The organism is Thermococcus celericrescens (genome assembly GCF_001484195.1).
Lineage (GTDB): Archaea > Methanobacteriota_B > Thermococci > Thermococcales > Thermococcaceae > Thermococcus > Thermococcus celericrescens.
Genome location: NZ_LLYW01000007.1, coordinates 23,617 through 44,793 on the forward strand (window position 1 = coordinate 23,617; position 21,177 = coordinate 44,793).

The window sequence follows — 21,177 nt, forward strand, 5'->3', positions numbered from 1 at the left end:
TCAATGATCTGTTGGGTTTTCAGGATTCTCTGTGGGACAGTACCTCTTGTGTGGATCACAGGGAGGATTGTATCCTGAACTCCCAGGTATGAAGATATCTCCGAACATTCCCGTGAGGGGATATTTCCTGCCCTTGTACTCAAGCCTAACCTTGCTGGAGTATATCGTCGCTTTCACCGGAGTGTTCACGTATTCGCTGTTATCTTTAATGGATATATCCACAGTAACCAGAGATAATCCCTCTGATTCCTTAGTTAGTCCGAGACCAATAGCAAGAGTTATTGGCGAAATTTCTGAGTCCCCAGCATTAATAACACCGAGAACCGGAGACGAAGCCGAGAATATAGGCAGAGTATCTAATTCCTTCCAAATGGAGAATGTTCTGAGGTTAAGATGACCATCATTTGATTCAGTAACGGCCTCTTTCCAGTACCTGTGTACGAACCACATAGTTCTGCTCATTGGCCCACCGCTATTTCTTGGCCATCCTGGTTCAACGAATTTCCTTAAACGCATGTCCTTTTCATCAGGTTTTCCAAGAACCACATAAGCGTAAGTGTCTAGGGGCTTCTTGTTCCAGACTTTCCCGTTGACATAGTCTACTCTGTAGAGCCTGTACTTAGAAAATACAGCACTTCCCCTAAGCCCCACACCGATAACAGAAGGCGATACAAGCTCGTGTCCCCAGATTGTAACTTCAGACTTTGGAATTCTGAGTGAGCTTCTATCTATTGTGTATGAATAACCAAGGATCTTTCCCTCCACTGAACCGCCGACACTGCCTCTCTCAATAGCCCCAACTGCAGAAAAAGCCAGCTCCGCATTTCTGGTAACGACCATGCTGTAATCCAAAGTTAGTGTAATGTCGTTTATTCTATCGATATCGCCAGTCACTTGGAAAGCCGCCACTGGAATGATGCTGGCCCTTCCCAATGTCTTCTCGTGGAACCACTCAAAGCAGTACCATGTTCGATCACCACCCTCATAGAACGGGGGTGAACATGAAGATTCTAGGAGAGATGATTCTCTTGAGGATGCCCCTGTAATCCCCCTCGGGGCCATTTTCCCGGGAGCACGGAGAATTTTCTCAACTTCTCTCCTGCTATAAAGCCTGCCCGATGCCGAATTATCGAGTTGGACTTTAACTCTCATTCCAGACACGATTCTACCAATGTTGAGAGGAACAGTTTTCATGAAGTAGTTTAGATTGCCGTCTCTATCAACCGTAGTCCCCAGCAGAAGCAGTGAAGGTTTAACACTCTCAGGTTTGATGCCTTCTGCTCTCAGGTAACTGTTCCATTCGCGCATGGCGTAAAGTACCCTGTGGAAGTCTATTGAGATTTTGCCTTTGCCCGAATAAGTGCCCAGGTACTTTAACGAGCCATTCGGCATTAGGGCTGAGACGGAGACCGATGCATAATCGTCCGTTGGGAGTTTGACCTCGAAAGAGGGCTCGAAGATAAAGCTCCTGTAGTAGTCAACCCTCACCCCGTAGTATTCGGTGGACTCCGCGGGAACCTGGGAGGCGGCAAAGACCGACGCTGACACCATGGCAAGTATCAGAAGAAGAACTACTGTAACTCTTTTCATAAAGTCACCTCAATAGTTGATACCATATACGACTTCAAAAAGTTTTCAGTTGAGCGCTCCAAAAACCTTTTAAGGCTCACTAAAAACTGAGTTTTGAAATTTAAAAACTTTGTTATACACGGTGGTGGCAATGACCCAGCTGGAGGAAGCTAGGCGCGGGGTAATTACGGAGGAAATGAAGTTCATAGCGGAGCGCGAGGGTATAAGCCCTGAAAAGCTGAGGAGAAGCGTCGCCAAAGGCCACACCGTCATATTCCGCAACGTGAGGCACGACTGGGTTAAGCCCGTTGCGGTTGGTGAAGTCGTCCGCGTCAAGGTCAACGCCAACATAGGCACCTCGCGCGACATAGTAGACGTCGAGGCCGAGATAGAGAAGGCCAAGATCGCGGTCAAATATGGCGCCGATACCATAATGGATCTCTCAACTGGCGGCGACCTCGATGAAATAAGAAAGCGCATAATGAAGGCTGTAGACGTTCCCATCGGCACCGTTCCCATCTACCAGGCCGCCGAGGAGATGCTGGCCAAAGGAAATGCCATCATCGAGATGACCGAGGACGACATGTGGAGGGCTGTGGAGAATCACTTCAGGGACGGCGTTGACTACACGACGATACACGTTGGAGTTACGAAAGAGGTCGTCGAGAAGATGAAGAGAACCAAGAGGATTGTCGGCATGGTCTCCCGCGGCGGAACTTTTCTCGCGGCGTGGATACTCCACTGGGGCGAGGAAAACCCCCTCTACAAGAACTACGACTACCTCCTTGAGCTCGCCAGGGAGTATGACGTCGTCCTAAGCCTTGGCGACGGGTTGAGGCCTGGCGGACTGCCCGATGCTGGCGACGAACTGCAGATAGCCGAGCTTTACACCCTCGGAAGGCTCGTTAGGAGAGCCAGAGAGGCAGAAGTTCAGACCATGGTTGAAGGACCCGGCCACGTTCCGATAGACCAGATAGCGGCGCAGGTGAAGCTGGCCAAGATCGCCACGGATAACGCTCCTTTCTATGTGTTGGGTCCGATAGTTACCGACGTCTTCCCAGGCTACGACCACATCACGGCGGCCATAGGCGGAGCAATAGCCGCTTTAAACGGGGCTGACTTCCTCTGCTACGTCACCCCAGCGGAGCACCTCGGCCTCCCGACCCCCGAGCACGTGAGGGAGGGGGTTATAGCTGCCAGGATAGCCGCTCACGCAGTCAATCTAACGCGCTTCGAGGCCGATTTTAAGAAGGATTACCTCATGAGCCTTGCGAGGGGAAGGCTGAACTGGGCGAAGCAGTTCGAACTCAGCGAGGACAAGGAGATGTTCGTCGAGATAAGGAAGGAGAGACCGACAAAGACCGAGGCATGCTCCATGTGCGGCGATTTATGCGCGATAAAGCTCATCAACGACATGCTGAGGAAGGGTGAGGCCGAGTGAGGCTCATCTACCGCGGTAAGACGAAGGACGTTTACGAGGATGGCCCGTATCTAGTCTTTTACTTCAAGGACTCCCTGCTGGGCGAAGACGGCAGAGAGGACACGGGTGGCAACGAGGTGATAGGCGAGAGGCCCGGCAAGGGGAGTGCGGTTCTCAGGCAGACGGAGTTCTTCTTCAGCCTGCTGGAAAGGAACGGGATAAGGACCCACTTCGTCGAGCGGATTGACGAGAGAAGGGCGCGCTTTCTGAAGGCAGAGAGGATTCCGCTGGAGACTATATACCGCTTCAAGGCTTACGGAAGCTTTCTCAGGAGATACAACGGATGGGTGGAGTCCCTCCAAGAGCTGGGAATAGTCGAGTTCACCCTCAAGGACGACTCGCTCGGCGACCCCCTCATAACCGAAGAAGCAATATTACGGCTCGGTATAGCGAGCGAAGGGGAGCTGGAGGAAATGAAGGAGGTAACGAAAAGGGTCGCCGAAATCCTGGCGGAGTTCTTCTCCGCAAAGGGGCTTGAGCTAATAGACTTCAAGCTGGAGTTCGGCAGGCTGAATGGAGAGCTTCTGGTGATAGACGAGCTCAGCGGCGACACGATGCGCGTTATGAAGAGCGGAAGGCTTTTGAGCCAGGAAGAGCTCCTGGAGGTGGTAGAATGATAATCTCCACCATAGCTTCCCACTCCTCCCTTCAGATACTCATGGGGGCAAAGAGAGAGGGCTTCAGAACGAGGCTCTACGTCAAACCGAATAGAAAGGCCTTCTACTCCTCCATCCCGCCCGTCGATGAAATCGTCGTAACGGAAAACATGAGGGAAGTACTCGGTGATGACGGCATCGTCGTACCCCACGGCTCTTTCGTGGCCTACCTTGGTATAGAGGCCATCGAGAAAGCAAATACTAAGTTCTTCGGCAACAAGCGTTTCCTCAAGTGGGAAACCAGCTTTGAACTCCAGGATAGGGTCCTTAAAAAGGCCGGCATTCCGACGGTTGAAGTCATCGAGCCCGAAGAGGCTAAGCCAGACGAGCTTTACTTTGTCCGCCTTGAGGGACCGAGGGGCGGAAGCGGACACTTCTTGGCTTACGGTTATGAACTGGAGGAGAAGATCAAAGGCCTGAGCGAACCCTACAGGATTGAACGCTTCACAGACGGCGTTTACCTCTACGTCCACTTCTTCTATTCGCCAATTTTAAACCGTTTGGAGCTCTTTGGCGTTGATGAGCGCCTGGTCATCGCGGACGCAAACAAGAGGCGGCCCTTCAGGACCCTCCCATACACCATAGCGGGAAACAAGGCCGTAGCGCTGAGGGAGTCGCTCATTCCAGTGCTCTACGATTACGGATTGGCTTTCGTCAAGGCCATGGAGGAGCTTGAACCTCCCGGCATCATAGGTCCCTTCGCTCTCCACTTCGCCTACGATGGTGAATTTCGCTGCATAGGCTTCGCCTCGCGCATAGACGGCGGCAGCAATGCCAAACACTGGTACTCGGCCCTCTACTGGGAGAGGCCGATGCTCATGGGCGAGAGGATAGCGCGCGAGATTAAGCTCGCCCTAGAGGAGGACAGGCTTGAGGAGGTGGTAACTTGAGGTACGTCGGGAGAATGCTTGGAGTGGGCCTAACCAACGACAGGCCCTTCGCCTTCTACCGCCTGAACTCCCGCTCATTCCCTAACAGGAGGGCGGTTATTCGGGGAAACGAAATTTACATAGCCAACCAGACCGAGACTGACAACCCCTACGTGAGCTATCCCGTTGTGAAGCTGCTCGAAAACTATGCGGTCGTGAGCAACGGGCTGCAGACGGTCTTTATAGCCCAGGCTCTCGAAGAGGAAAGCCCGAGAAAAGCGTTGATCCATGTCCTCGACGCCTTCGACTACGAGCGTGATGACTACAGCACACCGAGGATAGCTGCCATAGTGGAGTGCGGGAAAGCTAGGGGCTGGCTCGGCTTCGTTGGCAGAGAAGAGCTCTGGGTTAAAGCCATTAAGCTGGAAGAAGGGAAGGCCTTCTTTACCGCAACGTACAACGTTGATGGCATTGAAGAGCTGGAGCTGAGCTTTTCGAATGCCGAAGAACTGGCTGAGAAAGTCTTAAGGCTGGAGTTCGCCCATCCGGTGCTGGCCATAGGGGTGGTGGAAAAAGAAAACGGTTGGGGGCTGGCCATCAGCCCTTGAGCTTTTTCATCAGGTTGGCCATCTCAAGAGCTGCCATCGCGTACTCGAAGCCCTTGTTGCTCTTTATCCCCGCCCTGTTCAGGCCCTGAAGCTCATCTTCAACTGTTATCACGCCAAAAATAACGGGGACGCCCGTCTGGAGCGAAGCGTTTGCAACCCCCTTGGCAACTTCGTTTGCAACGAGATCGAAGTGCTTGGTTTCTCCTCTAACCACCGCACCAAGGGCCAAAACAGCGTCGTACTTCCCGCTCTCGGCGAGCTTTTTGGCAGCGAGCGGTATTTCGAAGGAGCCCGGTACTTTAACCACGTCAACCTTCTCAACGCCGTGCCTCTCGAAGCAGTCCAAAGCACCGCTCAGGAGCTCGTCCGTGAGGAGGTCGTTGAACCTCGCCACAACCACCCCTATCCTCAGGTTCTCACCCATGAATTCACCCTCAACGACGCAAACCTCCATACCCTCACCCCCGTAATACTGTTTTATCTAATTCGTGAATTAAATAATCCGGTAATTGATTAGATTTCGAAGGGAATCCTGTGGCCGAGCTTCTCGGCCTTCACCTTCAGATAAAGCCTGTTGTGCTCGGTAACTTCTCCCGGAGCCGGGACTATCCCAACGACCTCCATTCCAAGCTCCTCCAGAGCCTCCGCCTTCCGCGGGTTGTTGGTGATGAGCCTAATCCTTGAAACGCCAAGCGCGCGGAGCATCTGGAAGGCCGCCTCGTAGGTTCTCTCGTCCGCTCTATATCCCAGCACCTCGTTTGCCTCAACCGTATCTAATCCATCTTCCTGGAGCTCGTAGGCCTTTATCTTCTCCTTCAGCCCTATGCCTCGCCCCTCCTGGTCCATGTAGAGGAGTATTCCTCCCTCCTGCGCTATCATCCTGAGGGCGTTGGTCAGCTGGCTCCAGCAGTCGCACTTCAGCGAACCGAGTGTGTCCCCGGTGAGACACTTGGAGTGGATCCTGACGAGTGGAACCTCCCTGTATGGCTCCTTAACTATGGCAACATGCTCTTTAAAGTCCAGCTCGTTGTCGAAGCTCACTATCCTGAAGTCCCCGTAGCGCGTCGGCAGCCTTGCGTTGGCGTAGACCCTTATCAGCTGCTTCCTCCTCACGAACTCCTTCCAGACGTCGTCGATGTTAACGACCGGCAAATCATTCTCCTCGGCGAGCCTTAGGGTGTATTCTCTGTTATGGGAGTTTCCAGTTTCGTCGAGTATCTCGACTATGAGGGCGTACCTTTTAAAGCCGAGTATCTCCATCAGCTCAAGCGAGCCCTCGGTGTGGCCCCTCCGCCTGTTCAGGCCTATCCCGCCGAGGAGGTGCAAATGGCCTGGATATCTGAAGTGCTCTACCGATAGGGCCTCAGCGAGCTTTTTGGCGGTTAAAGCCCTCTCTTCTGCCGTTATGCCCGTGAAGTTCTCCATGTAGTCAACGGGAATTAAAAAGTTGGTCTCACCTTCCTTGCTCGGCAGGGGGAAGAAGCCCCTGCTTAGCGCGACCTCCATGTCCATAGTGAAGCAGAGGAGGCCCTTCATCGAGAGCATGAAGTTCACAACCTCAGGCGAGGCTATCTCGGCCGGGTAAACCAGATCAGCCTCGAACTCCCTTCTGTCATCGATGAGAACGACGGGCTTTCCCTCGAGAACCTTCTCCCTAATTGAGTCCCAGTTCATCTTTACCCCCGAGGCAAATTTGTTCCACATCTTTTAAAAATTTGTTCCAAAAAAGAGACAACTAGGGTTCAACGATGAAGTCAAGGACAACGTAGCCTAAGGAATCAACGAACAGCGGCCCATCACCATTCCCGTTGTAGACGGAGAAGTTGCTGAAAACGCCGAAAATGGATTTCATATGTCCATTCGCCTTAACGGTTTCCCCCAATCCATCTAACGTCCCGACAAAGGTGAACCAGACCGCCGGCTTGCACCCAGAGGAAGTGAAACTGACTGATATGCTCTTCTCCCCCTTTCCCGAGTAGTCAAAGGAGTAGTAGTTCCCGTCGCTGTAGAGGCCGGTATTTCCAAGGACGCGGGTGGAAGATACCTCACTGCCGTTTGCCGCTAGCGTGGCACAGTACTCATCTGGAGGAATCGGCTCGACGGGCACTTTAAGATGGGCAAGCTCTTCTTCCGTTACCAGTTTCTTATCAACTAACTCAAAAAGGCCTTCAAGGTGGTCCCTGTAGGCCTTCTCAAATTCCTTGCTCCTGCCGAGCCTCTTTGGTATCATAACCGAGGTGTTCCAGCTCTCATACCCCTCCGGAACCTCCACAACGAAGAGCCAGTTGGAATGTTTGGTGAGTGAAGCTTTTGGGAGGGAAAGCCTCTTCCCGTCGCGCAGGTAGACAACATTGGGAGGTTCTTTAAAGACTCCCTTGAAGGAAAACACCGTGCATTGGCCTCCCCTGAGGTGGTCTGAGTAAGTGAACTTCCCCTTTGAGTAGGTGACTTTTCCGAGGTCAGGCTCCCTGAACTCGAAGCTCTCGATGTTCCACCCCTCGGAAGTCTCGTTTGCCAGTTCCTCCCGTATCGACTCCCATAGAAGCCCGAGGTAGTCCATTTTAGAGTAGTCGATGTAAAACGCGGTCTTTAAGTCAATCCACCCCGGGATATCGGCCTCGACCTTTACGTCCTGGTCCTTCAGGGAGCACACGAGGACTTCGGTCGAATAGCCGGTGTCGTCGAGTCTCTCCACAGAACGCACGTAGAGGTAGCCGTTGAACGTTGCAGAACGCGCATAGTTGGGAGGTGTTTCATGTATTCCCATAATGTAAAAAGCACCAAACATGATGGCTGTTCCCAGAACCAGAAATAAGAAGAGAGCGAGAAGGGACCTCCTAATGTTCTGTGGCATACTATAGCCTCCAGTCTTTATCTCCGTCAATCTTGAACCTGGCCCAGTATCTGTGGGTCAGTCTTTCCCAAAAGTTGGGCTGGATGCTCTCCATTGCCTGATATGCTGTTTTTCCCTCGTCGAGTTTTTTCCAGAAAGTTGTCCCCTTGCTCTTTATTAGCTCAACACCGATAGATCTGTCCGTTCCGATATAGGTTCTGTAAACTGCACCACTTTTGAGCTTAAATGAGTCACATCCGAGAACAAATATAAGTGCATTGTGGAACTCTGCCCTCTGGGTTATCCTGTCCCAGAAGACCCGGGCTGTGTCTCCATAGTTGGGATTCTGGAGTATTATGAAACCGTTCACCTCAGTAGAGGGAGTGATTTTGGCAGTGTGGCCGTAGTAGTAAAAGATATTAACTGCTCTTCCATTGAACATATTGTAGTAATTCCATATGGAATCACCCCGTGAGCCATGGTAATAGGCGTCCCAGTGATACACAGAGTATCCGTGCCTGATTAGGATATCCCTTACGGTACTGGTGTGGTAGTAGTTCTCATCATCATCCTTAACATAGTGTATCACTGCAACATCAGAACCACCGCCGTATCCAGGCCATACCGCCGCTGGCGTTACTACCCAGTCAAGATTCAAGACATTGTTGGGGGCCATCCACGAAGGCAGTGCAGTATCCACTGCTGGTTTTTCTGAAGCAGCTGCAGAGAGTTGGCCACCGAAAATTAAAAACACAAACAGGCCAAACAATAGATATTTCACTCTCTTCATGGTTGACACCATGAGACAATTTAGAAAAGTAGTATAAAACCTTTTCGGATATTATATCCACTTACTATTTGTTATTATCTCTTTTATGTACCTCGCTATGATGTCAATCTCGTAGTTCACCCCCTCACCAGGCCTCAGGAGACTGAGGTTGGTGTTTTTGAGGGTGTACGGAATTACCTGAACCCAAAAGCGGTTGGCTTCTACCCTCGCAACGGTGAGGGAAACTCCGTTTAGGGCTATGGAGCCCTTCTCGGCAACGCCCCACCTCTCGGCCGGCATCTCGAAAGCCATCCACGTCGTGTTCCCGCTCCTCCGCGAGGCTATAAAGCGAACCGTCCCGTCAACGTGGCCTGTGACTATGTGTCCGTCCATTCTATCGCCGAGCTTCAAGGCCCTCTCGAGGTTGACGACTCTCGCTTTCCTCAGGTTGGTTCTCCTCAGCGTCTCCTCGCCGACGTCAAAAACGGCAATCCCTTCGTCGAAGGAGACCACGGTTAAGCAGGCACCGTTTACCGCCACGCTGTCTCCGGGTCTGACCTTGAAAGGAACCTCAACGTACAGCCTTCCAGTGGAGTAGCGGGCCCTCCCAGTTCCCTCAACGATTCCACTGAACATCTCTACCACCGGGGTAAGCTGTTACAAGAACGCTATCGCCGAGCATCTCAACCGAGTCAATTCTAAGAGGAAACGCCCGCTCTGCCGTCTCCACCTTGAGGCATTCGAAGGGATTTATCCCCCTCCCGAAGAGCTTTGGCCCGTAGAAGAGGTAAAACTTATCCGCTAGAGGCAGGAACCCACAGGCTGCTCTGCCGCCCTCTATCAGGACGCTGTCTATCCCGAGTTCGCCGAGCTTCTTCAGGATCTCCTCAGGTTCGGTTATCGGATATGCCTCAGCTATTCCTTCGAACTTCTCAGGTTTTTCAGTGAAGAAGATGGCCCTCCCATCCTCGAATAGGTTGAACCTCCTTCCCCTCCGCACTTCCTCCGCCACCCTGCCTGAGCGGTCGAGGACGACCTTAACCTTCTCGGGGCAGTTATCGAGCCGGCAATTGAGCCTTGGATTGTCCCTGAGAACGGTTCCAGAGCCAACCATAATCGCCATGTGCTTCTTTCTAAGCTCCTGAACCCTTGCCCTCGCCGCTTCGCCTGTTATCCACTGGGACGAAAAGCTCTCCGTTGCTATAAAACCGTCCAGCGTCAGAGCCAGCTTTATAGAGACGAAGGGAATTCTGGTAGTTATGTATTTAATGAAAACCTCGTTCAGCTTCCTTGCCTCCTCCCCAAGAAGACCGACTTCCACCTCGATTCCTGCCGCCCTAAGCTTCTTAATCCCCCTCCCTGAAACGAGGGGGTTCGGATCCTCCACGGCTATGACAACCCTCGAAATGCCCTCCTTGATGATCCTGTCCGCGCAGGGTGGCTGTTTGCCCCAGTGGGAGCAGGGCTCCAGCGTCACGTACATGGTCGCACCCTTAACGTCGTGTCCCTTTCTCTTGGCGTCCTCGATAGCGTTTACCTCCGCGTGCTTTCCCCCAAAGCGCTCGTGCCAGCCGGTGCCTATTATCCTGTCGTCCTTGACTACAACCGCCCCGACCATCGGGTTGGGATTCACCAAACCCTCGCCGCGCCTCGCCAGCCCAAGGGCGATCCTCATAAAGCGTACATCTTCCTCCATCATGTCCGAAATTTTGTTCTAATCTTTTTAAGATTTTGTTCCATAATTGAGACAGCACAACCTTTTTATCCTTTCAACCTCAACGTTTAGACGGTGGTCTTCATGGATGACCCGTACATCTGGATGGAGAACCTGCAGGACGAGCGTGTTCTGGGACTAGTTGAAGAAGAAAACAAGCGCTTTAGGGAGCTCATCGGCGGACTCAGCGACGAGCTCTTCTCGGAGGTCTGGGAGTACTACTCGATGCCGACCCTCTACGGGGCGAAGCTAACCGAAAAAGGCATCATTGCGATGTTCAAGGAGAAAGACAGACAAGTTATCCGATGGCTGGATGGGAAGATTATCCTTGATTCTAAGGCCCTCGAAGAAGAACTCAGCGATGAGGTTCTTCTCCAGGGATTCACAGCAGACAATGCCGGGAAGAGGCTCGCCTACAGTTTCTCCATCGGCGGCGCTGACGAAGGAATAACACGAATCATAGACCTTGAAACTGGAGAGCTCATCGACGAGATAAAGCCCTCGGTCTGGAACGTTACCTTCCTGGAAAACGGCTACTACTTCGGTAGGTTCTACCGCCACGACGAGACACCCGACGGTGTTAAAGCGCCCGCGGTGAGGCTTTTCTGGAAGGATGGGAGCGGAGAGAAGATGGTCTTCGGAAAGGGCCTCGGCTCCGGATACTTCGTCCGGCTGAGGAAAAGCACCGACGGAAAGTGGGCGATGGTGACGGTGACATTTGGCTGGAACAAGGCGGATATCTACATCGGTCCCGTTGAAGAACCAAGAAAATGGCAGAAAGTCTACTCTGCCGAAGTGCCTGCCGAGCCTATAGACGTCATCAACGGCAGGCTCTATGTTCTCACTAGGGAAGGAACTGGCCGTGGAAAGGTGGTCGCGGTAGAGGGCGAGAGCGTCACTGAAGTTATTCCAGAGGATGAGTTCCCCCTTGAATGGGCGATTGTCGTTGACGGCAAAATCCTCGCCGGCAGGCTCGTCCACGCGAGCCACAGGCTGGAGGTCTATTCTCTGGACGGTGAAAAGCTTGAGGAGATAGCCTTTGACCTCCTGGGAAGCGCCTACCCGATGGACACCGATGGAAAGAAAGCACTCATAAGGTATGAGAGCTTCACCGTTCCGTACAGGCTCTACGAGTTCGACGGTGGGCTTAGCCTCCTCGATGGAAAGGAAGTTGGGGGTGAGTTCACCGTAAGTGAAGACTTCGCCACCTCAAATGATGGCACGAGGATACACTACTTCCTCGTGAAGGGCAAGGGGGACGAGAAGAAGGCTTGGGTCTTCGGCTACGGCGGCTTCAACATTTCACTGACGCCCCACTTCTTCCCGCAGGCGATTCCGTTCATAAACCGCGGCGGAACCTTCGTGATGGCCAACCTCCGCGGCGGTTCCGAGTACGGCGAGGAGTGGCACAGGGCAGGAATGAGAGAAAACAAACAGAACGTCTTCGACGACTTCATAGCCGTTCTCGGTAAGCTCAAGGCCGAGGGCTACAAGGTCGCCGCCTGGGGCAGGAGCAACGGTGGACTTTTGGTTTCTGCCACACTCACCCAGCGGCCGGACGTCATGGACGCGGCGCTGATAGGCTATCCTGTCATAGACATGATGCGCTTCCACAAGCTCTACATTGGCAGCGTGTGGGTTCCCGAGTACGGCAACCCCGACGACCCGAAGGACAGGGAGTTTCTGCTGAAGTACAGCCCTTACCACAACGTTGACCCTGAAAAGAGCTATCCTCCGACGCTCCTCTACACGGGGCTCCACGACGACCGCGTTCATCCCGCACACGCCCTCAAGTTCTTCATGAAGCTGAAGGAAATGGACGCGCCCGTTTACCTCCGCGTGGAGACCAAGAGCGGCCACATGGGTGCTTCACCCGAAACGAGGGCGAGGGAGCTGACGGATTTGCTCGCGTTCGTGGTGAAAACCCTTTCTTAACTTCTCCATTTTTCAGTTCAACGTTTTCAGGATGGCGATTATTTTTAGACATTTTTTTGTTAAATCCGAAACCGTTATAAGCCCCCTATTGACTTAAACCTGGGTAAGGAGCCATGCCGAGCTACATCGTTGTTGGCGGTCAATGGGGAGACGAGGGCAAGGGCTCTGTTATAGCTTACCTTGCCCTAAATGACGAGCCTGAGGTCATAGCGCGCGGCGGCGTTGGGACGAACGCGGGCCACAGTGTTTTTATCAACGGTAAGAAGTACGCGGTCAGGCAGCTTCCAACGGCGTTCATCCAGACGAAGGCCAGGCTTCTCGTGGGTGCGGGTGTTCTAGTTGATCCCGGGGTGTTCTTCCACGAGCTTGAGCACCTCAAGGACTTCAACGTTGCCGAGAGGGTTGGCATCGACTACCGCTGTTCCATAATCGAGGACGAGCACAAGAAGCTCGACAGGAGCAACAGCCACCTTCACGACACGATAGGAACCACCGGAAGCGGCTGCGGGCCGGCAAACGCCGACAGGGTCATGAGGCGGGCGAGGCTTGCAAAGGAAGTCTCAGAGCTTGAGCCATACCTGACGGATGTCGCCGCGGAAGTGAACGACGCCCTGGACGAAGGGAAGCTCGTACTCGTCGAGGGGACACAGGGCTTTGGGCTGAGCCTCTACTACGGAACCTACCCCTACGTGACCTCGAAGGACACGACCGCTTCGGCCATAGCGAGCGACGTGGGAATAGGCCCGACGAGGGTTGACGACGTCATAGTCGTCTTCAAGAGCTTCCCGACGAGGGTTGGGGAGGGGCCGTTCCCGACCGAGATGAGCCAGGAGGAGGCGGAGAAGCTGGGTCTCGTTGAGTACGGGACCGTCACAGGGAGGCGGAGGAGGGTCGGCTGGTTTGACTTCGAGTTCGCCCGCTACTCCGCGAAGCTCAACGGCGCGACGATGCTCGCCCTGACGATGCTGGACAAGTACGACAAGGATGCCTTCGGCGTCACAGACTACGACAAGCTTCCCAGGAGGGCCAGGGAGTTCGTTGAGGAAATCGAGGAGCGCGTCGGTGTTCCCGTTGGACTCATCAAGACGGGGCCTGAGCTGGAACACATAATAGACAGAAGGGAAAGCATCTAGCCCTCGAGGAACTCTAGAATCATGCCCCTGACTCTTTCTTTCTCCAGTTTTGCTATTTCTTCAAAGGAGAGCGTCTCTTCAAGCCACCTGATGAACCTGTAGCCGAGGTAGTAGCCAGTAAACTTCATTCCAAAGAGCTCGTACCACGAGCCAAAGAACGGGTTCAGCGGTTCGTTTTTCCGGACCCTCCTTGCGAACTCCTCCTTGAGGCACCGCTCGTTTCTCGCACACCATTCGAACCATCCATCATATTCGAGGTGCCATGGTCTCCCCGTTAGGATGTCCTCCACCCTCTGGGCGAATCCCTCCGTATACAGCCCCATAAGGGCCTCCTCTTCGAGCTTTTCCAGGTTCTCGTTCCTCATGAGCCAGTGCACAAGGTGTCCAAATTCATGCGCAATCAGTCCCCCGATTCCATCGTACCATCCAAGCTCGGCTACGGCTTCCAGGCCGAAAAGAATTGAGGGCTTTCCTTTGAATTCCGTCACCCACCCGGCCCCGTTTTCAAGGCCGACGTATATGACGATGTTGTAATCATTTTGGGTAATCCCGAACAGCCTCTCAACATCGGCGGCAATTTTTGGCAGTGTTCCCCTGAGGCGCTCATATGCTTTAGGGAACTCCTCGGGCTTCCTCTTGTCCAGCAGCCTCAGATAATCCCTCCAGCTTGCCCCGTATCTCGCATAGTCCTCCTTAATTTTTTCGAAGAGTTCCGGATAGTTGCTGATGTATGCGATCCAACCCTCCGGGCTCCCGTCCCAGCGTTCCATAAAATCCTGGAAGGTGTCGAAGATCATGAGAATTCACCCTGTGTGCCTCACCATCCACTCAACCACCGTTCGGTGGAGTTCATCCGCCCATTCAGGGTCCTCAAATATCTCGTGGTAGGCCCCTTCGAACTCCTTAATTGCCTTGTCCTCAACTGTGAGCTCTTCCAGGAGCCTCCTTGACCCCTTGGGCGGTGTTATTACATCCCCGGTGCCGATGATTAGCAGCACGGGAACCTTTATCCTCCCTGCATCCCTGTGGGCCAGCTCCATGTTCTCGAAGATGCTCCTTCCGAGCTTTGCGGAAATCCTGTCGTGGATGAGTGGATCTTCGACGTAGCGCTTCACCACCTCGGGGTTCCTGGAAAGCAGCTCCGGCTTCAGCCCGTTGGAAAGAACGATTCCTGGAGCGATTTTCCCGAGGAACTTCGCGAGGGCCACCATGAAATCTGGCGTTTCGGGGCTCTTGGCGAGTGCCGGTGAGGATGCCACCACGCCCCGTATCTTCTCAGGCCTCATCTCTGCGTAGCGGATTACTGCCAGTCCGCCGAGGCTGTGGCCGAAGAGGAATGGTTTTTCACCGATTTTATCTATAATGCCGTCGATTATCTCCATTGCTTCCTCAACGCTTGTATGTCCCCTCTTGCCGGGGCTCTTACCGTGGCCGGGCCAGTCGAAGGTGTAGACGGCAAAGCCGGCATCGTTGAGTTCCCCAATTAGTCTCCCATATCTCCCGCTGTGCTCACCCAGGCCGTGGACAAGAACGACCCATCCAAGTCTAGGTTCGCCGAAGCTGACTTTATAGACATCCATAACACCCACCGCCCTAGAAAATGGGTGGTCGGAGGATTTAACGTTTTCCCCGGATGAAAGAAAGGTTCACGGGGAGAAGGGACTCTCCTTTAGCCTCTCGTTGACTTTCTTTTCTTCAAGCCTCGCCCTTTAGGGCGGGGTATGGTGAGTGATAAATTAGCCTTAACGAGGAAAGCAATCTTTTTTAAAGCCTAAAAACCATGACCATATTTTGAAATGAAGCGTTCGGTGACAGTAAAACTCCAGCCAAGCAAAGAACAAGAGAAAATCCTCTTTGAGTTAGCTCACGCTTCAGCAATAATCTGGAACAAGCTCAATTATCAACGTTTGAAACAGTTCAGAGAATTCGGCAAAATAGACTTCTCAACAACCGAAAAGGAAGCTTACCACGAGTTCAAAGACTGGATTGGGGGCTCGACCGTTCAACAGTTAGCCAGAAAGAACGCCGAAAGTTGGCGGAGCTTTTTCACACTCAACAGAAAGAAAAAGAAGGGAGAACTGCCGGAATGGTTCAAGCCAAAACCACCAAAGTTTATCAGAGAGAAGAACGGCGGAAAACTCTTCATAATCCCACTCAGAAACGACCAACACAAAATCGAAGGGAATAAACTAATTCTTCGAAGACTCGGAAAATACGGGATGCTGGAAATTCAATTTAAAGGCAGAATTCACCTGAAGGGAAAACATGGACGTTTAGAAATAACTTACGACCCCGTGAAGCGGAAATGGTATGCTCACGTCAGCATAAGCGTCGAGAAGAAACTTCAGGGTGGAGAATGGGTTGAAGTTCCAAGAACTCCAAAAGGAAGCCTGTCAGCAGGCATTGACTTGGGCGTGAACAATTTAATGGCAGTTTACGTGGAGAACGGCCAAAGCTTCCTCGTGAATGGGAGACCGCTAAAAAGCATTGACTTCTACTGGCAGAAGAGAATAGCGGAATACCAATCAAAACTCAATAAATCCGGAGCAAAGACAAGTAGGAAGCTCAAGAAAATGCACGAGAAGGCCAAACTTCAGGCGAAACACTACATTAACACTGCCGTGAGACAGACGGTTAGAAGGCTTTACGAGTTGGGATTTTCCAGAATCGTCGTCGGCTATCCAAAAGGAATAGCCAGAAACTCTGAGAAAGGCAGGAAACAGAATTTTATCCTCTCACATGTCTGGCGGTTTAATTACGTTATCAAACGCTTGACGGAAGTTGCGGAAGAGTATGGTATTCAAGTTAAGGTTGTTGATGAAGCTTTCACTTCTCAAACCTGCCCCCTCTGTGGCCAATGCCATGCTAACGCTCGTTTTGTTCGGGGTTTATTCAAGTGCCACAGAGAGGGCGTTGTCATGAATGCTGACCTTGTTGGAGCGTTTAATATCTTGAAGAAGGCGGTAAAAACCATAACCCCGAGCCTTCCAGCCTTGGCTGGAGGTAGGGGTAATTGGCCGAAGGCCCGGCCAGAGGGGTTCGAAGAACCCATTTTAACGGGTTCTCCCATGAGAACCCCTCAAACCTCCCCATCAATGGTGAGGGGTTAACTCGTTGGAACCCGGCTTAAAGCGGGGAGGAGGTCAGGAAGCGCACTACCCTCTCGATGTCCGAACCGATGGTCTCGGGTTCGGGCTTCATCTGGATGTAGAACACGTTGGTCTTTGGCGTCAGGGAGACGTGCTTGACGTTGTGGGGGTTTGAGAAGCTCTCGATGAGTGCCTTCAGGTTTTCCACGTCCCGCTTCTTCTCGTACAGGGCCTCGTACTGCTTCCCGGCTATCTCAACGACCTCCTTTTTGAGCAGCTCCTCGTCATCTATGCTTGGCCTCATCCTGTAGTAGCCTTTCTGTATCAGGTGGGCCTCGCGCTTTATCTCCGAGAACGGCCGGACGACAACGTAGAGCTTGTCGTGTCTGCTTGTTATGAGTGCTATCGGAAAGTAAAGCAGGCTGTGCCTCGGGAGGAGTGTTAGGGTGTACTCAAACTTTCTGATGTTGCCCCTGTTGACCTTGTACTCGGCGCGAAAGCCGATGTAGCCGCCGAGCCAGGTGTAAAGCTCATCTTCCGGATTGATTACCTCTTTGACGGCCCGTATGTAGTGTTCCATCAGCATGAGGTTCAGCTTCCGCCCCCTGTAGAACTGAAGGGCGGAGATGCCCGCAATAAGGAATATCGCAGCAAACAGTACCTGATTGTCCATCTCAATCCTCCTCCAGCGGATAGTATCTTTCGAGGGTTCGTGCATCGAGTACCTCAAGACCAGCGACATCATCGAGGGCAGCGGCGACGTCCCTCACGATCCGCCAGCGAACGGGCCAGCTGAGGGCGTTCTGAAACGGGTGCTCCACGCCCTCGGAGAGGCGAAGGTATACCCTGACGCCCTCCTCATCGGCGGTGACGGCCTCGACGAGCCCGAGGCTCACTATATCCACCTCGGTTATGGGTTCCTTCACCTTTTTAAGCCTCTCGTAGATTTCTTCACTCTCCAACTATCGTTCCCCCGAGGGTTCTGAGACGCTCCAGCCCGCGAGGCTCCTCTGCGAAGATTGGTATCTTCACCACCTCGATTCCCTTGAACTTCCTCCCCACCTCCCCGAGAACCCGCTCCTGGGCTTTTATCTTGGCCTTCAGCTCCGGAACCTCCGTCCTCAGCTCCAGAACCTTGTTCATGACGATCATGTTGAAGGGAACTTTGAACTTCTTCAGGCTTTTGTAGGCCCTCTCCGTCTCGTAGAGCGGGAGCATCTCAGGGTTCATAACGGTCACAACGCTCGTTTTCTCGGGATCGGTTATAACTCCCTCAACGAAGGCCACCTCTTCGCGGTAGGACTTCAGCTCCTTCATCACGGCGTCGTCCTGCTCCCTCGTGGGCAGCTTTATCTTCTCGCCCTCAACGGTGAACTCCTGCTCCCCGTGGATGTTGGCTATTGCGGCGCGTCTGTCGAGGATGGCCTTTCTTATCTCGATGAGTTTGTCCGTCCAGATTAGGGAGATTTTGGGGAGCGCGAGAACGCGGAGGGTCAGCCCAGTTGGAGGGGTGTCGAAGATTATAACGTCCCAGTCGTCCCCGTTTGCGAGTATCTCCCTCACCGCCTCCAGCGTGGCGTACTCCTCGATTCCTGGGGAGTAGCTCAGAACCTCGAAGTACTTCTCCAGGTTTATGACCGTGAGATAGCGGTACGTGTGCTTCATGCTCTCCTCCAGGTGCTTGAGGTAGGTCTTTATCAGCTTCTCCATGTCAAGCTCCGCCGCGTAGAGGTTCTCGGCTATCTTCTTCGGTTTGTCCTTTAGCCCCACCATCAGCACGTCACCGAGGTTGTGTGCCGGGTCGAGCGACACTATCAGCGTCCGGTAGCCCCTCTCCGCGAGCGCCGCAGCGGCCGCCGCCGAACTGGTCGTTTTACCAACTCCCCCCTTACCTATGAAAAAGACGACGCGGTAGCCCTTTTTGGGCAGGAAGAACTCCCTCATAGGACCACCTCACGTGATTTCAAACATCCCCGCCAGCTCGCCGAGCACGTCGTCCATATCCACCACCCTGCGCTGCATTACGTACAGCTCGCGCGTCATGTGTGGCAGTATCCTTATCACGAGCGTCGTCGGCGGGCTGGGGATTCCAACGAAAGCCCCCATGAGCGTGAGCGCGAAGACGTTCTCAAGCTCCCTCAGCTCGAATTCGAGGTACTCGGTTGAGTTCTGTTTGAATGCCCCGAAAAAACCCTTTAAGAAGGCCCTAACGTTCTCTAGCGGGTCTTTTTCTTTGTCCTTCATTTTCACCACCCGAGAATCGAAAAATAAGGAAAGACGTCAGGCCGCGCTCGCGGCGTACTCTTCCCTGGGCTTCTTCCAGGCTACCCAGAAGTCCCAGGCGAGGAGCAGGTTGAGGAGCAGGCTGACTACGAGCGCACCCTTGACGGCTATGAGGTACTGGCCGACCATCGGCACGTAGATGAGGTACCAGATTATCGCCGCCGTCACTGTAATCCAGAGGAAGAGGGCAGGGATTAGAACCGCCCAGCTCCAGTTTCCAGCCCTCTGGACCTTTGCAACCCAGAGCGCAGCGGTCATCATGGCTATACTCGCGAGCATCTGGTTCATCGCACTGAACGCCGGCCAGATGACCTTGTAGCCGGCGCCCCATGCGAGGTACGTTCCAAGGCCGGCGATGATTATCGATGCGACCCACTTGTTGGTAACGAGCTTCATAGTACCCTTGCTGGTGTCGGAGATCATTCCAAAGAGCTCCTGCCAGGCGAAGCGGCCGAGCCTTGTGGCCGTGTCGAGCGAGGTGAGGGTGAAGGCGGAGACCCAGAGGGTCGCGAAGGTCTTTCCAAAGGTCTCGCTGACGCCGTAGAACTCGCTGACTGCCTTGGCGTAGCTCCGAGGAAGGTGCCGAGACCGCCGACGTTGATGTAGTTGAGGCCCCACTCGGTGGGATCGCCGCTGAGGCCGGTGAGCTGGACTCCGTAGACGGCTATAGCGGTGATGACGATGGTGGAGAGGAATCCCTCGGTGAACATTCCACCATATCCCACCATCAGGCCGTGGATCTCATTGTCGAGCTGTTTCGACGTGGTTCCAGAACCCACGAGCGAGTGGAATCCGCTGAGAGAACCGCATGCTATGACGAGTGGTATCGTGGGCCAGAAGGGCGATGCCACCGGGACAGAGCCGTCGGCGGTGATCCCCTTGATGACGTTGGCGCTCCACATGGTGTACGCGGGGGCAGCGAAGTCCTTGGCCAGGAATATGAGGGCTATGCCGCCGAAGAGCAGGCCGAACCACAGAATGTAGGCGTTGAGGTAGTCCCTGGGCTGGAGGAGTATCCACACTGGGAGCGAGGCCGCGATTATGATGTAAACCATGAGGATTATGTTCCAGTAGTGGTAGGCGGTTGTGTAGGCGGCCGAGGTTGGGTCGGTCTGGCCGTCCACGAAGACCAGCGGGTACTTGAGACCGACCCACACTGCTATGATGAGCAGGATGATGCCGATTATCGTTGCCATCTTGAACTCCATCTTGACCTTGTACATGAGGTATCCCAGTATCACTGCGACGAGCAGGAAGAGGAGCGTCGCGGTTGCGGCCTGGGGCGTTACGGTGAGCAGCTTGGCGGTGACGGCAACGAAGGCCGCGACGACGAGCAGCAGGGCGAACCAGATGTATACCTCGAAGGATATGCCTGTCTTCCTACTCATGAGCCTTCCGGCTATCCACTGGACGGACTTGCCATCGTAGCGAACCGATGACATCAGTGCCAGATAGTCGTGGACTGCACCGATGAAGACGTTTCCGAACCAGACCCATATGAGTCCCGGAAGCCATCCCCAGGCCATTGCCAGGGCGGGACCAACGATCGGGCCCGCTCCCGCTATCGATGCAAAGTGGTGGCCGTATAGAACGAGCGGGTGCGCTGGAACGTAGTCAACTCCGTCGTAGAGCTTGTGGGCCGGAGTCGGCCTGTTGGGGTCGGCCTTGACGACCTTGCTCTGAAGGCTCTTGCCATAGCTGAAGTACATGGCCAGGTATATAACACCAGCCAGAAGAACTATTACAGCGGAGTTCATGGTTGCACCTCCATGTATATTCTGCACTTCGATGTACACTTTTTAAATATAAATGCTTTTCGGCAAAAAACTGAAGATATTTCGTTTATGGACTGGTGGATGGAAGCCGGCGCTCGGCCCGGACATCGGGGAGTTCATCTACCGGAGAACTGAAAAATAAGTGGACAGCTCTTCATTCGAGTTCTATTAGTGCCTGTCCGGTGTCCACGGTGTCGCCTTCCTTGACGAGGATCTTCTTAACCACTCCATCCTTGGAGGCTGGAATCTCGTTCTCCATCTTCATTGCTTCCAGAACGACTAACCCCTGCCCGGTTTTGACCTCGTCTCCTTCCTTGACGAGGATTCTCAAAATCTTGCCCGGCATTGGAGCCGTTACGGCACCCTCACTGGCTAGTGCGGGCGTTGCTGCTGGAGCAACTGGAGCAGGAGCAGGGGCAGCAACGGGCGCAGGAGCAGGTGCTGTTTTCGGAGCGCTGGGTGGA

At 53.5% G+C, this 21,177-nt stretch carries 21 protein-coding genes and 1 pseudogene; 7 read left to right on the top strand and 15 right to left on the bottom strand.

Annotated features, from left to right (window positions below):
* The gene (locus APY94_RS02400) at positions 1 to 1,590 is read right to left on the bottom strand and encodes a hypothetical protein (RefSeq protein WP_058938125.1); all 1,590 of its coding nucleotides are present in this window, start codon (positions 1,588 to 1,590) and stop codon (positions 1 to 3) included.
* A 130-nt stretch (positions 1,591 to 1,720) separates the two neighbouring features.
* Between APY94_RS02400 and thiC the strand changes: the two genes are divergently transcribed.
* The 4 genes from thiC to APY94_RS02420 are packed head-to-tail and all read left to right on the top strand — an operon-like array spanning position 1,721 to position 5,182.
* Complete coding sequence (gene thiC, locus APY94_RS02405; RefSeq protein ID WP_058938126.1) at positions 1,721 to 3,010, top strand: phosphomethylpyrimidine synthase ThiC; 1,290 nt, start codon at positions 1,721 to 1,723, stop codon at positions 3,008 to 3,010.
* Entirely contained in the window at positions 3,007 to 3,666 is a 660-nt protein-coding gene (locus tag APY94_RS02410) for a phosphoribosylaminoimidazolesuccinocarboxamide synthase (RefSeq protein ID WP_058938127.1), read from the top strand. Before thiC ends, APY94_RS02410 begins: the two co-directional genes overlap by 4 nt.
* Positions 3,663 to 4,595, top strand: a complete 933-nt coding sequence (locus tag APY94_RS02415) for a formate--phosphoribosylaminoimidazolecarboxamide ligase (RefSeq protein WP_058938128.1) — start codon at positions 3,663 to 3,665, stop codon at positions 4,593 to 4,595. The genes APY94_RS02410 and APY94_RS02415 overlap by 4 nt, the downstream gene beginning before the upstream one ends.
* Positions 4,592 to 5,182: an IMP cyclohydrolase gene (locus APY94_RS02420; protein WP_058938129.1), complete on the top strand. Its 591-nt coding sequence runs from the start codon at positions 4,592 to 4,594 to the stop codon at positions 5,180 to 5,182. Before APY94_RS02415 ends, APY94_RS02420 begins: the two co-directional genes overlap by 4 nt.
* Here APY94_RS02420 and ribH read toward each other — a convergent pair.
* The 6 genes from ribH to ribD all read right to left on the bottom strand — a co-directional run bounded on the left by ribH (position 5,172) and on the right by ribD (position 10,483).
* A complete protein-coding gene (gene ribH, locus APY94_RS02425) occupies positions 5,172 to 5,636 on the bottom strand; it encodes a 6,7-dimethyl-8-ribityllumazine synthase (RefSeq protein ID WP_058938130.1) in 465 nt (154 codons plus the stop codon). The two genes, APY94_RS02420 and ribH, sit on opposite strands and share 11 nt — an antisense overlap.
* A gap of 59 nt (positions 5,637 to 5,695) precedes the next feature.
* Positions 5,696 to 6,856 (bottom strand): bifunctional 3,4-dihydroxy-2-butanone-4-phosphate synthase/GTP cyclohydrolase II, encoded by a 1,161-nt coding sequence (locus APY94_RS02430; protein ID WP_058938131.1) that lies wholly within the window; start codon positions 6,854 to 6,856, stop codon positions 5,696 to 5,698.
* 61 nt (positions 6,857 to 6,917) lie between these two features.
* Positions 6,918 to 7,949: a hypothetical protein gene (locus APY94_RS02435; RefSeq protein WP_157065443.1), complete on the bottom strand. Its 1,032-nt coding sequence runs from the start codon at positions 7,947 to 7,949 to the stop codon at positions 6,918 to 6,920.
* An 88-nt stretch (positions 7,950 to 8,037) separates the two neighbouring features.
* Positions 8,038 to 8,814 carry a hypothetical protein gene (locus APY94_RS02440; protein WP_157065444.1) on the bottom strand — a complete coding sequence of 259 codons (777 nt, stop codon included), beginning with the start codon at positions 8,812 to 8,814 and terminating at the stop codon, positions 8,038 to 8,040.
* Positions 8,815 to 8,856: 42 nt separating this feature from the next.
* The gene (locus APY94_RS02445) at positions 8,857 to 9,420 is read right to left on the bottom strand and encodes a riboflavin synthase (RefSeq protein WP_058938134.1); all 564 of its coding nucleotides are present in this window, start codon (positions 9,418 to 9,420) and stop codon (positions 8,857 to 8,859) included.
* A complete protein-coding gene (ribD, locus tag APY94_RS02450; RefSeq protein ID WP_058938135.1) occupies positions 9,401 to 10,483 on the bottom strand; it encodes a bifunctional diaminohydroxyphosphoribosylaminopyrimidine deaminase/5-amino-6-(5-phosphoribosylamino)uracil reductase RibD in 1,083 nt (360 codons plus the stop codon). Before ribD ends, APY94_RS02445 begins: the two co-directional genes overlap by 20 nt.
* Before the next feature lie 99 nt (positions 10,484 to 10,582).
* Here ribD and APY94_RS02455 point away from each other — a divergent pair, with 99 nt between their 5' ends.
* Both APY94_RS02455 and APY94_RS02460 read left to right on the top strand, forming a co-directional pair.
* Entirely contained in the window at positions 10,583 to 12,433 is a 1,851-nt protein-coding gene (locus tag APY94_RS02455; protein WP_058938136.1) for a prolyl oligopeptidase family serine peptidase, read from the top strand.
* 113 nt (positions 12,434 to 12,546) lie between these two features.
* Positions 12,547 to 13,566, top strand: a complete 1,020-nt coding sequence (locus tag APY94_RS02460; protein WP_058938137.1) for an adenylosuccinate synthetase — start codon at positions 12,547 to 12,549, stop codon at positions 13,564 to 13,566.
* Here the strand turns inward: APY94_RS02460 and APY94_RS02465 are convergent.
* Complete coding sequence (locus APY94_RS02465; RefSeq protein WP_058938138.1) at positions 13,563 to 14,363, bottom strand: hypothetical protein; 801 nt, start codon at positions 14,361 to 14,363, stop codon at positions 13,563 to 13,565. The genes APY94_RS02460 and APY94_RS02465 overlap by 4 nt on opposite strands.
* Positions 14,364 to 14,369: 6 nt before the next feature.
* The gene (locus APY94_RS02470) at positions 14,370 to 15,146 is read right to left on the bottom strand and encodes an alpha/beta hydrolase (protein ID WP_058938139.1); all 777 of its coding nucleotides are present in this window, start codon (positions 15,144 to 15,146) and stop codon (positions 14,370 to 14,372) included.
* A gap of 216 nt (positions 15,147 to 15,362) precedes the next feature.
* Here APY94_RS02470 and APY94_RS02475 point away from each other — a divergent pair, with 216 nt between their 5' ends.
* Positions 15,363 to 16,676 carry an RNA-guided endonuclease InsQ/TnpB family protein gene (locus tag APY94_RS02475; RefSeq protein ID WP_058938140.1) on the top strand — a complete coding sequence of 438 codons (1,314 nt, stop codon included), beginning with the start codon at positions 15,363 to 15,365 and terminating at the stop codon, positions 16,674 to 16,676.
* A 16-nt stretch (positions 16,677 to 16,692) separates the two neighbouring features.
* Here APY94_RS02475 and APY94_RS02480 read toward each other — a convergent pair whose 3' ends face one another.
* The 6 genes and pseudogenes from APY94_RS02480 to APY94_RS13590 form a co-directional block, all read right to left on the bottom strand.
* Positions 16,693 to 17,328 (bottom strand): hypothetical protein, encoded by a 636-nt coding sequence (locus APY94_RS02480; protein WP_058938141.1) that lies wholly within the window; start codon positions 17,326 to 17,328, stop codon positions 16,693 to 16,695.
* Between the two features lies 1 nt (position 17,329).
* Positions 17,330 to 17,617 carry an iron-sulfur cluster assembly protein gene (locus tag APY94_RS02485; RefSeq protein WP_058938142.1) on the bottom strand — a complete coding sequence of 96 codons (288 nt, stop codon included), beginning with the start codon at positions 17,615 to 17,617 and terminating at the stop codon, positions 17,330 to 17,332.
* Entirely contained in the window at positions 17,607 to 18,599 is a 993-nt protein-coding gene (locus tag APY94_RS02490; protein WP_058938143.1) for an ArsA family ATPase, read from the bottom strand. The genes APY94_RS02485 and APY94_RS02490 overlap by 11 nt, the downstream gene beginning before the upstream one ends.
* Before the next feature lie 9 nt (positions 18,600 to 18,608).
* The gene (locus APY94_RS02495) at positions 18,609 to 18,899 is read right to left on the bottom strand and encodes a hypothetical protein (protein WP_058938144.1); all 291 of its coding nucleotides are present in this window, start codon (positions 18,897 to 18,899) and stop codon (positions 18,609 to 18,611) included.
* 36 nt (positions 18,900 to 18,935) lie between these two features.
* Positions 18,936 to 20,695: pseudogene (locus tag APY94_RS02500) on the bottom strand (carbon starvation CstA family protein).
* 172 nt (positions 20,696 to 20,867) lie between these two features.
* The gene (locus tag APY94_RS13590; RefSeq protein ID WP_245610389.1) at positions 20,868 to 21,059 is read right to left on the bottom strand and encodes a biotin/lipoyl-containing protein; all 192 of its coding nucleotides are present in this window, start codon (positions 21,057 to 21,059) and stop codon (positions 20,868 to 20,870) included.
* Positions 21,060 to 21,177 lie beyond the last annotated feature (118 nt).

What these genes read in the sequence shown, in the direction of transcription:
- ribH (WP_058938130.1), bottom strand. Translation starts at nt 5,636, where the DNA reads ATGGAGGTTTGCGTCGTTGAGGGTGAATTCATGGGTGAGAACCTGAGG.
- APY94_RS02455 (WP_058938136.1), top strand. Translation starts at nt 10,583, where the DNA reads ATGGATGACCCGTACATCTGGATGGAGAACCTGCAGGACGAGCGTGTT.
- APY94_RS02470 (WP_058938139.1), bottom strand. Translation starts at nt 15,146, where the DNA reads ATGGATGTCTATAAAGTCAGCTTCGGCGAACCTAGACTTGGATGGGTC.
- APY94_RS02445 (WP_058938134.1), bottom strand. Translation starts at nt 9,420, where the DNA reads ATGTTCAGTGGAATCGTTGAGGGAACTGGGAGGGCCCGCTACTCCACT.
- APY94_RS02475 (WP_058938140.1), top strand. Translation starts at nt 15,363, where the DNA reads ATGAAGCGTTCGGTGACAGTAAAACTCCAGCCAAGCAAAGAACAAGAG.
- ribD (WP_058938135.1), bottom strand. Translation starts at nt 10,483, where the DNA reads ATGATGGAGGAAGATGTACGCTTTATGAGGATCGCCCTTGGGCTGGCG.
- APY94_RS13590 (WP_245610389.1), bottom strand. Translation starts at nt 21,059, where the DNA reads ATGCCGGGCAAGATTTTGAGAATCCTCGTCAAGGAAGGAGACGAGGTC.
- APY94_RS02400 (WP_058938125.1), bottom strand. Translation starts at nt 1,590, where the DNA reads ATGAAAAGAGTTACAGTAGTTCTTCTTCTGATACTTGCCATGGTGTCA.
- thiC (WP_058938126.1), top strand. Translation starts at nt 1,721, where the DNA reads ATGACCCAGCTGGAGGAAGCTAGGCGCGGGGTAATTACGGAGGAAATG.
- APY94_RS02435 (WP_157065443.1), bottom strand. Translation starts at nt 7,949, where the DNA reads ATGGGAATACATGAAACACCTCCCAACTATGCGCGTTCTGCAACGTTC.
- APY94_RS02460 (WP_058938137.1), top strand. Translation starts at nt 12,547, where the DNA reads ATGCCGAGCTACATCGTTGTTGGCGGTCAATGGGGAGACGAGGGCAAG.
- APY94_RS02415 (WP_058938128.1), top strand. Translation starts at nt 3,663, where the DNA reads ATGATAATCTCCACCATAGCTTCCCACTCCTCCCTTCAGATACTCATG.
- APY94_RS02465 (WP_058938138.1), bottom strand. Translation starts at nt 14,363, where the DNA reads ATGATCTTCGACACCTTCCAGGATTTTATGGAACGCTGGGACGGGAGC.
- APY94_RS02495 (WP_058938144.1), bottom strand. Translation starts at nt 18,899, where the DNA reads ATGAAGGACAAAGAAAAAGACCCGCTAGAGAACGTTAGGGCCTTCTTA.
- APY94_RS02430 (WP_058938131.1), bottom strand. Translation starts at nt 6,856, where the DNA reads ATGAACTGGGACTCAATTAGGGAGAAGGTTCTCGAGGGAAAGCCCGTC.
- APY94_RS02480 (WP_058938141.1), bottom strand. Translation starts at nt 17,328, where the DNA reads ATGGACAATCAGGTACTGTTTGCTGCGATATTCCTTATTGCGGGCATC.
- APY94_RS02490 (WP_058938143.1), bottom strand. Translation starts at nt 18,599, where the DNA reads ATGAGGGAGTTCTTCCTGCCCAAAAAGGGCTACCGCGTCGTCTTTTTC.